Genomic DNA, 14,696 nt, shown 5'->3' on the forward strand with positions numbered 1-14,696 from the left:
TGACAAAAAATGCTAAACAGTCAACAACAAGTACAAAGTTTCGGTGATATTGCATTAGGAGATGGAAATGTTTTTACGATTAACCAAATCCTCCAAGTCACCGCCTCTGCAATTCAAACTCGTCCTCTCAATCCAACATCACCTTATCGAGGACTGAGAAAGTTTGAATTTAATCATAAAGATCTGTTTTTTGGTCGCGATCGCCTCATTGCCAATTTAATTGAGATTGTCAGTCAAAGTAATTTTATCCTTCTTTTGGGTGCGTCTGGAAGTGGCAAGTCATCCTTAGTTCGAGCTGGAATTATCCCTCAACTCGCCGAAAGGTTAGGTACTAAATTTCGCGACTTTACATTTACGCCTGACAGAAACCCTTTTGAGTCTTTTCGGATTAGTTTAATTAGTAAAGGCTATAGACAGTCCGAAGTAAAATCTACTTTTGACAACTTTAAAACTCCTCTAAATCAAGGTATTTATGCATTAAAAGAAAAAGATTCCCAGTGGCTCATATTTATCGATCAGTTTGAAGAAATTTTTACTTTATGTCAAAATTTAGAACAGCGCAAAAAATTTATTGACAATTTAGTCGCTATTGCAAAGTCGAATCGCCAATCTGTCAAAATTATCTTAGCAATGCGGGCAGATTTTTTAGATCGTTTTAGTCCCTATCCCAACTTAGGTAAAATTGCACAGCAGAATATTCATCTCGTGACTGATATGCATCCAGACGAGTTGAGGCAGGCGATCGAACAACCTGCTGCTCATCATGGTATTATTTTTGAAGCCGGATTAGTAGAAGAAATTATTCGAGATATCCAAGGACAAGCTGGTTCTTTACCTTTATTACAATATACTTTAGATTTACTTTGGCAAAATGAAGATATTTCAGACCGCACTTTAAATATTAAAACTTATCGAGAACTGGGCGGTGTGCGCGGTGCATTACAAACTCATGTCGATCGCATTTATCAGCATTTAAAACCACAAGAACAACTGGCAGCAAAACAAATTTTTCTGAGATTAATCGATTTAACCGCAACAGAACAAGAATTCAATATGGTGGGAAAAGCTGTCAGCCGTCGCGCCCATCTATCAGAATTTGATAACCAATTAGTTCAAAATATTTTAGATCGCTTAATTGATAGCAACTTATTAGTCAGCAATAGACAAGAACGATCGACTGTAGAAATTGCTCACGAAATTTTAATTAACTCTTGGTCAACTCTGAAAGAATGGATTGAAGATAGCAAAGAAGCGATCGCCATTCGCAATCGATTGTCAGAAGATGCCCAACGCTGGCAAGATGCAGGTACACCTTCAGACGAACTCTGGAGTGGTTCCAAGTTGCAACGGGTGGAAGAACTACGACAACAGCAAGAATTCGATTGCCTGGGTGGGTTAACTGAGTTAGAAAATCAATTTATCGGTGCCAGTATAGCAGAACGCGATCGCCGGATTTGGGAAGCAGAAGCACGTAGAAAACGGCTACTAATAGCAGTTTCAGGCGCATCTGTAGTTTTTGCTGGGCTATCTCTCTTAGCGGGGATGCAGTGGCAGCAAGCCGAACGACAGAAAACAATTTTAAGCTTGCGCGAACGGGCAAATCAAGCCACCAACCTGCTAAATATTAACCCAGTAGCAGGAGTTACGAGTGCGATCGCCCTCACTGGTGAAAGTATAGATCGATTTGGCGATCGATTCGCGCAGACTTTACCTCAAGTACGTTCTAGTTTACGGGATGCGATCGCTATACCGACAGAACGCAACGCCCTGAGAGGACATCAGGGTGCTGTTTGGGCAGCTGCTTTTAGCCCTGACGGTCAAATGATTGCCAGTGGTAGTGACGACGGGACGGTGCGCTTGTGGGATAAACAGGGTAATCCCATCGGTCAACCCTTTCGGAGTCATAAAGGTTTTGTTCATTCAGTCGCTTTCAGTCCAGACGGGCAATATATAGTCAGTGGCGGTGGTGATAACACAGTGAAGTTATGGGATAAACAGGGCAATCTCATCGGTCAGCCCTTCCAGGGTCATCAAAGTGCCGTGCTGTCTGTTGCTTTCAGCCCTGATGGACAGTACATCGCCAGTGGCGGTGATGATAGCACGATCGGGTTATGGGATTTACAGGGCAACCTCATCGGTCAACCCTTCCAGGGACATCAAGGAGAAGTTTGGTCAGTCGCCTTCAGTCCAGACGGACAATACATTGCTAGCGGTGGTACTGACAACACGATTCGGCTGTGGGACAAACAAGGAAATCCACGCAGCCAGACTTTTCGGGGTCATCAAGACCAGGTGTTTGCAGTTGCCTTCAGTCCAGACGGAAAAGCGATCGCGAGTGGTAGTGCCGATAATACGATACGCTTGTGGGATCTCAGGGGCAATGCGATCGCTCAACCCTTCACCGGACATGAAGATTTTGTTCGTGCAGTTACTTTTAGCCCTGATGGAAAGTATATCTTAAGTGGCAGCGACGATAAAACTCTGCAGTTGTGGGATTTAAAAGGACATCAGATCGGTCAACCACTGATCGGACATGAATATTATCTTTACTCAGTTGGCTTTAGTCCTGATGGAGAAACAATTGTTAGTAGCAGCGAAGATGGTACAGTTCGTCTGTGGAATCGAGCCGATTTTGAAACCGATTCCACTTTGACAGGACACCAGGATAAAGTTTTAGCTGTAGCTATTAGTCTCAATGGGCAGTACATTGCGAGTAGTAGTGCTGACAAGACAATTCGGTTGTGGGATAAATCTGGAAATCCTATAGCTCAGTTACAAGGTCATCAAGGTGCTGTAAACTCAATCGCTATTAGCCCTGACGGACAATTTATCGCTAGCGGTAGCGACGATCGCACGGTACGATTGTGGAATAAACAGGGTAATGCGATCGCGCGTCCCTTCCAAGGACATGAAGGTGATATATTCTCAGTTGCCATTAGCCCTGACGGACAGTATATTGCTAGTGGTAGTGCAGACGACACAATTCGATTGTGGGACAAACAAGGTAACGCGATCGCGCGTCCCTTCCAAGGACATGAAGGTGGCGTATTCTCAGTCGCCATCAGTCCTGATGGACAACAGATTATCAGCGGTGGTAACGACAAAACAATTCGCGTGTGGGATCTAAAGGGCAATCCTATCGGTCAACCCTGGCGCAGACATCCAGATGAAGTCCACTCAGTAGCTTTTAGCCCAGATGGAAAATATGTCGTTAGCGGTAGCCGCGATCGCACGGTACGATTGTGGGATTTGCAAGGCAATGCGATCGGTCAACCCTTTATAGGACATGGTAGTGCTGTCTCATCAGTAGCTTTCAGTCCAGATGGAGAATATATAGTTAGTGGTAGCCGCGATCGCACGGTAAGATTGTGGGATTTGCAAGGCAATGCGATCGGTCAACCGATGCAAAAACATGAAAGTCCTGTCAGTTCCATTGCTATTAGCCCCGATGGGCAACATATTGTCAGCGGCAGTTGGGACAAAACAGTACAATTATGGCAAGGTGGCAGTTTCTCAACTTGGTTGAAAACAGCCTGTAACAAACTACAAGCGCATTCTATTCTCACTACGTCTGCCACAGATACAGCTAAAGCTGCAAGCAAAACCTGTCAATCTGGGTTGTAATGGGTAATGGGTAATGGGTAATTGGTAGTTGGTAGTTACTCCCCTCTCACCCTTGTCTTCCTTGTCTCCTTGTCCTTCCCTAGCCCCCTGCCCCTAGCCTCTAGCCCCTCAAATGGTTTCATCTCGCAGTATTCCCAACCGTCAGACTATAGAACAGCTGGCTCAACAATTTCCAGAAGTTGATATTGCTTCAGTCGAAACCTGTTTGGCTTTTCTCGATACTACTGCTGATGTTTATACTGCCCTAGAAACTCATTTTGCCCGTCACAGCTTATCTGTGGGCAAGTTTACCCTACTAATGCAATTGTTTGTGGCTGGGGAACAGGGACTTACACCTTCGGGTTTTGCCGAACGTGCGGGTGTCACTCGTGCATGATTATTTTTGGAACTTTTTGGTTGTTTCCTTGGGCAAACGCGGCAACTGAGATTTCGCTCGAATCAGGGCTAAAATCGTTTCAAAATCCACTCTATACCTTTGACGCGCTCGGAGTGTTACTCGGAACGCTAATTCAGGTTTTCTTTCTATTCGTCATTGTCGGCATCTCGGTACTCAAGCCGTGGGGAAGACGAACAACCACAGAGAAACAGGCAAAGCCAACCGCCGCAAGTTAAGTTTTTGTCCAAGGATTAATACTTTGAGTTTGTAACTAGTCGCAGTCTAATTGTCATTTAGTAGCTTCATTATTGTGTTAACGTAAACGTCATCTTACTTCAATTTGAAGTTGAAACATAAAACAGGGTTGATGGTTAGCAATCTCCTATCAACTTTTCTTTATGCTTGCTTTCATCAGAAGATAAAGCACTATATCAAAGTATCGTCTCCGAGATAGTTATTTTTCTTACAATTTGTCTATTTTTCTAAACTAATTTTGTTGCCAAGTCTGTTAATTCACTTTTTAACAATTCTAATACTAAGAAATCCTGAATACTAATTATATCGGTATTTCCTTACCAAAATTTTTATTATATTCAAAAACTTCTGCTAACAAAGCACGCATTACATAAAGTATAACCATCGCCACGAACAAACTACTTACCTTACTGTCAATTACAGTATTTTTTCAATTCCTGAACTTTTCTGTCTTAACAAAATATAGCTTCTAGCAGAATATAGAGACTAGATTGCTTCCTAAAGTAGTACTTCAACTTACTATTGCCTACTAGTAAACTGTTCGAGAACTATTTTAAGGTTTTTTTAAATTTAGCTTTAAGAGCTACTAGGGGTAGTTGTGAAGCTGCAATCTGACAGCAGATACATGCTAAAGCTACTATAAAAAGTCATGACAATTATTTTAGTCACGGGTTCGGCAGGATTAATTGGTTCTGAATCAGTGAGATTTTTCTGCGATCGAGGTTATACCGTTGTAGGAATTGATAATAATATGCGGCAAACATTCTTTGGGGAAAATGCCTCAACTAAATGGAACCGCGATTTGCTATTAGAAAAATATGAAGAACGCTACATTCATCATAATATTGATATTCGCGATCGCGAGGGAGTTACTCAACTATTTCAACAATATGGCACAGACATTAGTTTAATCATTCATACAGCAGCTCAGCCTTCTCATGATTGGGCAGCTCGCGACCCATACACTGATTTTACAGTCAATGCTAACGGTACTTTGGTCTTACTAGAAAATACCCGCCAAGTTTGTCCAAATGCTGTCTTCATTTTCTGTTCTACTAATAAAGTTTATGGAGATAAACCCAATTTTTTACCACTAGTCGAGCAAGAGTGGCGCTGGGAAATTGAGGAAACACATTCATACAGTGTTGGCATTGATGAAACTATGTGTATTGACCAATGCAAACACTCTTTGTTTGGAGCTTCCAAGGTTGCAGCGGATGTACTAGTCCAAGAATACGGACGTTACTTTGATATGAAAACTGCTAGTTTTCGAGGTGGATGTTTAACAGGTCCTAGTCACTCAGGTACTGAATTACATGGATTTTTGTCTTATTTAATGAAATGCACGATGTTAGGAAAACCCTATCGGGTTTATGGCTATAAGGGTAAGCAAGTTCGAGACAATATTCATAGCTACGATCTAGTCAATGCTTTCTATCATTTTTATCAAGATCCTCGTGTTGGTGAAGTTTACAACATTGGGGGAAGTCGGTTCAGTAATTGCTCAATTTTAGAAGCGATTCAAGAATGTGAAGCGATCGCTGAGAAAAAACTCAATTGGAGTTATGAAGAAGTTAATAGAAGCGGAGATCATATTTGGTGGATTAGCGATGTTCGGAAGTTCCAGCAGCATTATCCAAGCTGGGAGTTAACCTACGGCATCAAAAACATTATCAAAGAGATTTACATTCAAAATACGAGTCGTTGGAATTAAGAATTAACTTGTTTTAGTAGTACAAATTACTCTCGTAACTTCATTTATATTGGAGTAATAGCGATGCAAAAAGTATTTCAACAACGCACAGTTAAATTTTTCATTGGTGGGGGTATAGCGGCGGCACTGAACGTGTGGCTAATTTCTCTATTAATCGATCGCTTAGGGTTTCATACACCTGAATTGCGAAATATAGCCAATGCAATCTCAATGGAGGTTTCTTTATTATTTAGTTTTTTCATCTACCGCATCTGGGTATGGACTGGTGGTGATTGGAGGCTGGAAAAAGTTTTGTGGCGACAGTTACCGCTCTATCATGTATCTGCCAGTTCGAGCATAATTGTACGTTTAATACTTTTTCCTATCCTCGATTGGTTAAGTCTTAGCCCTCAGAGTAATACTCTAATAGGTGTGCTACTAGGTGCTATTCTTAACTATATAATTAGCGATCGCTTAGTATTTAAAACAAGAAAAAAGACCGAGCTTTATTATCCAGAAGGATTAGCACCAGCTTTAGCAACTCCGTCAAATTCAGCCAAACTACCTGTAACCTCCACAAGTATTGAACCTACTCTAGTTCTTTCAATAGTCATTCCAGCTTATAACGAAGAGGATTGTATTACTCAAACAATCCAATCGATTAGCCAAGTTTTAGAAGAGAAGTACATCCCTTACGACATTTTAGTAGTTAACGATAATAGTCGCGATCGCACAGAAGCAGTTTTACAACATCTGCGCTTACAAAATCCTAAAGTGACATACATTAATAACTATTATCCTAATGGTTTTGGTTTTGCAGTACGCTGCGGTTTAGAGAATTTTCAAGGGGATGCCGTAGCGATTGTAATGGCAGATTGCTCTGATGCTCCAGAAGACATAGTTGCTTACTACTATAAGCTATGCCAAGGTTACGAATGCGTGTTTGGTTCTCGCTTTATTAAAGGTGGTAAAGTCATTGATTATCCAGCTCATAAGTTGGTTGTGAATCGTTTAGCTAATTTATTTATTCAAATCTTATTTGGCTTAAATTTCAACGACACGACTAATGCTTTTAAGGCTTATCGCCGAGAAGTCATTAAGGGAGTTTATCCACTTTTATCTCACCACTTCAATCTTACGGTTGAAATTCCGCTTAAAGCGATCGCGCGAGGCTACTCTTACGCAGTTATACCAATTTCCTGGCGCAATCGTACAACAGGAGTGTCTAAGTTAAAGCTAAAAGAGATGGGGAGCCGTTATTTATTTATTGCCCTCTGTATCTTTCTAGAAAAGAAACTTTCTAGAGGAGATTATGTTCGGAAGAACTTACAATCTGCAATTCGTAGATGAGTATAAAAAAATACTTTTTAATTCGAGGAAGCTAATAAATTCATGGCTATTTCACATTTAAACCAAGAGAAATATCTCAAAAGACTTTACAATAATCGATTTAATTATAAAGAGAAAAGAGCTAAAATTGCTTTGTGGAAAGTTTTAATAGAAAACTTTTTACAAAAACATGTCGGACAAGACTCAGTTGTATTAGACATTGGGGGAGGATATTGCGAGTTTATCAATCAGATTCAAGCAAAAGAAAAATACTTAATTGATTTAAATCCTGACTCTCAAGTATTTGCTAATTCTGACGTTAGGATTGCTCATCTTAATCTTCTAAACTTTAAAGAACGAGATTTGTTTACCAAGCGTGTCGATCGGATCTTCATCTCTAACTTTTTTGAACATTTAAATAACAAAGAAGAGTTAATTGAGATTTTATTGTTTTGTTGGGATCGCCTTAAACCTAGCGGTTCGCTATTAATTATTCAGCCTAATTTTAAGTACTCGTTTAAGGAATACTATGACTTTATCGATCATGAATTACCACTAACTCATCTTTCTTTGAAAGAAATACTAGAGACTGTAGGCTTTGAAATTAATGTGTTAATTCCCAGATTTCTACCTTATTCAACAAAAGGTAGATTGACCTCACCTCATCTGTTGAAACTCTACCTTAAATTGAAAATTTTGTGGAGGTTTTTAGGAGGACAAATGTTTGTGAAAGCAGTTAAACCTTCCAAAGTTAATGAATTACCAGCGATTGGGAGATAGGTCTAATGACTCGACAAGTTTTGATTACAGGAGGAGCGGGTTTTGTAGGTAGTACTCTAGCGTTGGGGTTAGCTCAGCGGTATCCTGACTGGCAGATTACTGCTTTAGATAACCTCAAGCGGCGGGGTTCAGAACTAAATTTACCTCGACTGAAGCAAGCAGGTATTCAGTTTATTCATGGAGATGTACGAAATCAAGAAGATCTCGATCCAGTGGCACTTAAACCCGATTTAATTTTAGAGTGTTCCGCAGAACCATCAGTTTTAGCGGGATATGCGTCTCCAGGGTACGTACTACAAACAAATTTAGTGGGAACTGTAAACTGTTTGGAATTGGCTCGACAAACTCAAGCAGATTTTATTTTTCTTTCTACTAGTAGAATTTATCCAATTAAGAGCCTTAGTAGTTTGCAGTTTAAAGAGGCAGAAACACGGTTTCAACTCTTAGAACAACAAAGTTTACCAGGAGCATCGAGCCAAGGTATTGCTGAGAATTTTCCTTTAAATGGGTCGCGATCGCTTTACGGTGCTACTAAGTTAGCGTCAGAGCTGTTGGTGGCTGAATATGCCGAGGCTTATGGACTAAGAACTATAATTAACCGCTGTGGCGTGCTGACTGGACCCTGGCAAATGGGCAAAGTCGATCAAGGCGTATTTGCTCTGTGGATGGCATTTCATTATTTTAAGCGATCGTTGAAATACATTGGCTATGGTGGAACGGGCAAACAGGTAAGAGATTTTTTACATGTAAGCGATCTACTAAACTTAGTTGACCTACAAATTCATCAATTATCAAAATTAGCCGGACAGACATTTAATGTAGGTGGTGGAGTAAACAATACACTTTCACTCTGCGAGACGACGCAGCTTTGCCAGGAAATCTGCGGACACAGCATACCAATTACTCCCCTTCCAGCCTCTCGAATGGGAGATGTACCAATTTTTATTACAGACTCTAGCAAGGTCATGTATGCCACTGGATGGCAACCTCAGAAAGATGCAAAAACAACTCTAACTGAAATTTATGAGTGGCTGCATAAATTTGAGCATCAAGTTAGCGAAATTTTTCTTTAAATATTAGTTGTAACACCAGCAATAGGGGAACTATTGTTAGTAATCTTATGTTGCTAGCATAAGTAATTTGCTTATAAAGCATAAAAAACTACTTTTAAAAATAATTTTTATGTACAAAACTACAATTTCTAAATTCAACATACCATTATTATTAGTATATCTCATACCGCCTACAGTTACTCTATGTTTTATAGCTATTTTTAGCGTAAATGCTCCGTTCTGGGATCAATGGAGTTTAGTCAACTTGTTTGAAAAAATCATTAAAGGAAGAGTGGGTTTTGTAGATTTTTTTGTTCAGCATAACGAACATCGCATATTATTTCCAAAGATTATATATACTAGTTTGGCTTTTGTGTCTAAATGGAATATTAGATACGAATCGTATTTCAGTGTATTTTTGGTGGCAATAACTTTTTTGGTATTTTACAAAATTTCGACTTTGAATGCAAAGAGGAATCTCCACATTTCAAAGCATTTAACTAATATTTTAACCTGCATTTTGCTATTTTCTATAGTTCAGTATGAAAACTGGTTATGGGGATTTCAATTAGCATGGTTCTTAGTTAATACTTGTTTAGCGATAGCTGTCCTAATTATTTCTTTATCAAATAAATATCCAAAAAGATTATATTTGGCTGCAATACCTTGTTCTATAGCTAGTTTTTCTCTAGCGCATGGCTTGCTAACTTGGTTAGCTGTAATACCTTCAATAGTTTCTATTAAAGGAAATGCTAGACAGAAAAAGACAAGAATTACAATATGGCTATTACTATTTCTAGTAAACTTTGTTGCTTATTTTATTAATTATCATAAACCAAACCACCATCCCACAACGCTTTTCTTTCTCAAAAATCCATTAGCGACTTTACATTACTTTTTTACTCTTCTAGGAACTCCACTTATATACAAGGCTATTCTTCCCACGCTCGCAGGAATAATATTTTTCGGAGTTTTTCTATTCTTAACATTTCATTTTGTCAAAAAAACTAATTTCACGTTAAACATAGATTTAGAAGTAGCATCTTGGATATCAATAGGTCTATTTGCAATTCTCTTCGCTTTCGTAACTACTTTAGGTAGAGCAGGCTATGGAGTTGGACATGCAATGTCAGTGAAATATATAACCTCTTCAATATTACTAATTATTTCTACCATCCATTTACTGCAAATATTTTTATCAAACAATAGTTTTATTATTGGAATTGTGATAGGTCTTTTTCTGATGAATTCTATTAATCAACTCCCTCCAATAAGTTCTCTTCATTTACAAAGACAAGCTGGGGAGACTTGCTTAGAGTTAATAAATTTTATAGAAGGAACTGAACATAAGTGTTTTGAAGGTTTGCTCCCACTTTCTTTTACTAGTCAGCTAAAAAATTATGCAAAAACATTAGAGGAGATAGGTTTAAGAGAGTTTCCAAAAGACATATCTTTCATCACTAAGCCAAACGAGAGCTATGGGAGTATAGAATATCCCTCTACAATAAGAAACTCTATAACAACTAGTAGGAATGGAAGTATAAGTTTGAGAGGCTGGTGTATGCTACCGAATAGTCAACAAACTCCGAAAATAGTACTATTTTCTTATGGTAGTAATAAATCATTTTTTACTGATGTGCTTGTAAACTCAGGTAGTTCTAACATTGCTCAAGCTTTCAATTTTAATCGCATCACTAAAATCAGATGGACGGCTAATATTTCAACTAGATTTTTGCCACTTGGAGAAACCGTAATTAAAGCTTGGGTATATGAACCTATGGATAAGCAATTTATCAAATTAGATGGTGAACTCCAAGTCAATGTGGTGGAGTAAATTATCTTTCTTTGTTAATGCTATATATTCAATACTGAGAACATGCAAAAAATTACTTTTAAAGGAAATAGGATTTCTCTATATCCTATACTTTGGATAATAGGACTATTATATTGTTTTGCAATTTTTATACCAATACCAAATAGTCTAGGAACAGATTTAGAGTTATCTTGGCAATATGCAATTAGCCGTGCAGCAATAGACAAACTTATTTTTGGAAAAGATATTATATTCACATATGGTCCGTTGGGATACTTAGTTCATGGAGCAGCGTTAGAGCAAAATTTTATTACGGTAACAAAATTTCGTTTTATTGTATATTTGATTTTGTTTGTAGCGGTATCTTTAAAAATAGCAAAGCTAAAAACGAAACTACAGAAATTAGCAATATTCTCAAGCTGGTTATTACTTGTTTCGATTAATATATCTGTAACTTATCAAAATATATCAACAGACTACCAAATTCTATTTATATTTTTAATCATTTTATCTATAGTTGATAACTTACCTATAAAGTTAACGAGATGGTGCGCTGTAAGTTTAGGAGCTTTTGCTGGTTTCTGCCTATTAACCAAGTTCACTCTTGGAATTGCTACTGCTGGTTCTCTATGCTTATTTTTTTTTGGCAGCTTTTTTAGTGCTATTAAGAAAAACTCAAATTACCTTGTTAGTTTCTTTGCCTTACTTGATTCATTATTAGCTGCCATATCCGTATCATTTATATTATTGTCTCCAGATTTCTATATATCAAACCTCCATAAAATACTAGTTTGTCTTGTTTTATCTGGTACTGGTGGAGTACTAGCTTGGTTTATTCAGCTAAGGCTAGCACGTAAAGTTATTGATAAAGCGGGCGAAAAAACGATCGCGAGTAGAGATTTAAGTAGTAGGTTCCATAGTCGGGCTGTTAGCTGGTACGTATTTTATGTAATTTATTGTCTTTGTCTTGTTGTAACAATTTTTTCCTCTCATCCTTCATTAGTAGACTATTTAAAAAATTCTTTAGATGTAGCATCTAACTATTCTAGTGCAATGAGCCTTGTTGGTTCTAGGCGAGAATTAATTCTTGCAGTTTCAGAACTAGCTTTGATATCTCTTCTTTTAGTTTTAGTAGCAAGAGCCGGAAATCTTGGTTTCGCATTAGCTTTATTTCTATGTTTATTTTTAGCTTTTAAACATGGGTTTGTCCGTCATAGTGTCAATCACATCGTCATTTTTAGTTGGTGTACGCTGATTGTAGTTTCATTATCTATACCAAAACTCAGAGTAGTTCGCCTTCAAAAGTTTTCGTATCTACTCTATTTTTGTGTTTTAATTATAGCTTTGATATTTTGGATTCCAATAGGAGTTAGTAGTCCTCGCTCTATTACTCCAGATAAGGCAATCGCCAATTTATCACATATATTTAATCTAAGTTCATTACAGGCTAGCGTACAAGCAAATAGCAACAATAATTTAGCTGCCGAAAAATTACCTGCTAGCATGACAAGCATAGTAGAAGATAAAAAAATTGATATTGTTCCTTGGGAAATATCATTAGTAGCAGCCAATAATCTCAACTGGAAGCCGCGACCAATATTTCAATCTTACTCAGCTTATACAACTGCTCTTGATAACATCAACTTTAAAAGCTTATCAGCAGAGCCGAGAGACTATATCTTCTATGATTTTTCTGCCATAGATGGTAGACATCCTTTTTTTGATGAACCTAGAACTTTTGCTTATATTTTTTGTAACTACAAGTTAAATTCTTATCTACCTAAGTCTGTCGAACCAAATAAATTTTCTTATCCAACAAACTTGTTGCTTTTAGAAAAGCTTCTTTCGAGTGGATGTTCTTCAAGTGTTTCAACAAGTAAAATGTCAACTGTACGTTGGAATAATTCTCAGCATGTAGAAGCAAGCGATCGCTCTATAATTCTTGCAAAAGTTAAATTTACGTATTCTCTCTTTGGGAAAATCTATAAAAGCTTGTTTAGAAGTCCACCTGTAACTATGCAAGTAACTTATGCAGATGGTAGCAAACGAGACTACAGAATTATTCCTGAGAATTCAGAAAACGGTGTTATAGTTAGTCACCTACCTAAAGATGACAATGAAGCTTTGTCTTTCTTTCGCAGACAATTACCCGCTCCAGTCCAGTCATTCAGGTTCCATGCAACTAATTCTCTCTTGTACTCATCAACCATAGAAATAAATTTCTTATCACTTCAGATCTGATTCCTCTAGGGATAATTTCTGAAATTCCACGCAAATCTTTACCAGTAATCGTGCGTAAAGCAATAGTCACAGCTAAGATTTAATAAATCTTCAACTGCAACTATTAGGCTGAAAGCCTTGCTCTATCTAGTTTTTTCCGATGGCTCAAGGCAGATTTGAACTGCCGACCTTGGGCTTATGAGTCCCCTGCTCTAACCAACTGAGCTACTGAGCCAGATTTTTGACGCTTAACTATACTAACATATCGATCGCTAATCGTACTTTCTGACAAAATTCTGAAGCTAGGATCGATTTCGATCCAATCTCGATTTAAATTGAGAGGACACCGAAATTTCTCTATCTGTTAAATTGGCATGAGCATAAACACAGATGTAGCTTTTTAGCAAGTCTGAACTATACTGTTGCTGCTCGTATTCATCCTTATGATTAAGGATTGGATTAAAAAAGATGAACATCTACGGCTTCCTCCAATCTATCGGGATCGCCAGCCCATATGGTTATGGTTGGCTATCAGTCATGTTTACCTTTGTGTTGGCATGGATAGTCACTTGGCAATTAATGCCAGAAGTGCGATCGTTCGCTTTAAAAGTAGGTTGGGCAGACCAGCCTAACGAACGACGGCTCAACCGCGAACCTTTGCCTAATGCTGGTGGTTTGGTAATTTATACTGGAGTGTTAGCTGCTTTAGTATTGGCAACGCTTTTGCGCCCCATAGTTATTGAAGGAGTGCTAGCTGAGGTACTAACAATCTTGTTAGGAGGCTCGATTTTAGTTTTAGTAGGATTCATCGATGACCAATTCGGCTTGCCACCTTGGGTACGCTTGTCCGTACAAATTCTGACAGCTTTTTTGCTCATTGCTAGCGATATCCGCATCGAAGCTAGAATATTTCCACCAATCGATCCGTTACTTTCGACTCTGATTACCGTACTGTGGGTAGTTGGAATTACGAATGCAATTAACTTGATGGATGGAATTGACGGTTTAGTAGGAGGAGTCAGCTTTATCACTTCTATGAGCCTACTAGCGGTCTCGGCACAATTTGCCACTCGAGCCGCAGCAACTTTACTCTTAGCAGCATTGGGAGGCTCAGCACTAGGATTTCTACGTCATAACTTTCATCCTTCCCGTATCATCATGGGAGACGCTGGAGCTTATTTTTTTGGCTACGTGCTAGCGGCTACCGCAATTTTAGGTAGCTTAAAAGTTAATACTGTATTTGCTTTAGTACCAACAATCCTATTTCTGCTGCTACCAGTCATTGACACAACTCAGGTGTTTGTCCTGCGGTTGATGGCGGGGAAAAATCCTCTGAGTACTCCTGGTAAAGACCATCTACATCACCGCTTGTTGGCTACTGGCTTATCGCAACGAGCTACGGCGCTTTCGCTATGGTCTTTCACCGCGATCGCGAATTGTTTAGCAATGAAATTACAAGGTATGACCCCTCTTGCTATCTTGATGACTATGCTCAGCATTGTCGCACTTCTAAGCTTCACCATCTGGCAAAGAATTAGGAAGGTATGAAGTCAG

At 38.6% G+C, this 14,696-nt stretch carries 10 protein-coding genes and 1 tRNA gene; 10 read left to right on the forward strand and 1 reads right to left on the reverse strand.

The window, feature by feature from the left end:
- Window positions 1–9 precede the first annotated feature (9 nt).
- The 9 genes from H6G17_RS07135 to H6G17_RS07175 all read left to right on the forward strand — a co-directional run bounded on the left by H6G17_RS07135 (window position 10) and on the right by H6G17_RS07175 (window position 13,163).
- The gene (locus tag H6G17_RS07135; protein WP_192155578.1) at window positions 10–3,624 is read left to right on the forward strand and encodes a hypothetical protein; all 3,615 of its coding nucleotides are present in this window, start codon (window positions 10–12) and stop codon (window positions 3,622–3,624) included.
- Between the two features lie 112 nt (window positions 3,625–3,736).
- Entirely contained in the window at window positions 3,737–4,000 is a 264-nt protein-coding gene (locus H6G17_RS07140; protein ID WP_199316573.1) for a hypothetical protein, read from the forward strand.
- Window positions 3,997–4,236 carry a hypothetical protein gene (locus H6G17_RS07145; protein WP_192155579.1) on the forward strand — a complete coding sequence of 80 codons (240 nt, stop codon included), beginning with the start codon at window positions 3,997–3,999 and terminating at the stop codon, window positions 4,234–4,236. Before H6G17_RS07140 ends, H6G17_RS07145 begins: the two co-directional genes overlap by 4 nt.
- Window positions 4,237–4,904: 668 nt before the next feature.
- Window positions 4,905–5,969 (forward strand): NAD-dependent epimerase/dehydratase family protein, encoded by a 1,065-nt coding sequence (locus tag H6G17_RS07150; RefSeq protein ID WP_192155580.1) that lies wholly within the window; start codon window positions 4,905–4,907, stop codon window positions 5,967–5,969.
- A 63-nt stretch (window positions 5,970–6,032) separates the two neighbouring features.
- The gene (locus tag H6G17_RS07155) at window positions 6,033–7,298 is read left to right on the forward strand and encodes a glycosyltransferase (protein ID WP_192155582.1); all 1,266 of its coding nucleotides are present in this window, start codon (window positions 6,033–6,035) and stop codon (window positions 7,296–7,298) included.
- A 42-nt stretch (window positions 7,299–7,340) separates the two neighbouring features.
- Window positions 7,341–8,057, forward strand: coding sequence for a methyltransferase (locus H6G17_RS07160; protein ID WP_192155584.1), 717 nt, complete (start codon window positions 7,341–7,343; stop codon window positions 8,055–8,057).
- Window positions 8,058–8,062: 5 nt separating this feature from the next.
- Window positions 8,063–9,130, forward strand: coding sequence for an NAD-dependent epimerase/dehydratase family protein (locus H6G17_RS07165; protein WP_192155586.1), 1,068 nt, complete (start codon window positions 8,063–8,065; stop codon window positions 9,128–9,130).
- Window positions 9,131–9,239: 109 nt separating this feature from the next.
- Window positions 9,240–10,943: a hypothetical protein gene (locus H6G17_RS07170; RefSeq protein WP_206757146.1), complete on the forward strand. Its 1,704-nt coding sequence runs from the start codon at window positions 9,240–9,242 to the stop codon at window positions 10,941–10,943.
- 42 nt (window positions 10,944–10,985) lie between these two features.
- Complete coding sequence (locus H6G17_RS07175; protein WP_192155590.1) at window positions 10,986–13,163, forward strand: hypothetical protein; 2,178 nt, start codon at window positions 10,986–10,988, stop codon at window positions 13,161–13,163.
- Between the two features lie 140 nt (window positions 13,164–13,303).
- Here H6G17_RS07175 and H6G17_RS07180 read toward each other — a convergent pair.
- Window positions 13,304–13,377: transfer RNA gene (locus H6G17_RS07180), tRNA-Met, on the reverse strand.
- Window positions 13,378–13,610: 233 nt separating this feature from the next.
- On the opposite strand from H6G17_RS07180, the gene H6G17_RS07185 reads away from it, so the two are divergent.
- A complete protein-coding gene (locus tag H6G17_RS07185) occupies window positions 13,611–14,690 on the forward strand; it encodes an MraY family glycosyltransferase (protein WP_192155592.1) in 1,080 nt (359 codons plus the stop codon).
- The last annotated feature ends 6 nt before the right edge of the window (window positions 14,691–14,696 follow it).

Origin of the sequence: Chroococcidiopsis sp. [FACHB-1243] (assembly GCF_014696895.1) — a bacterium.
Taxonomy (GTDB): domain Bacteria; phylum Cyanobacteriota; class Cyanobacteriia; order Cyanobacteriales; family Chroococcidiopsidaceae; genus Chroococcidiopsis.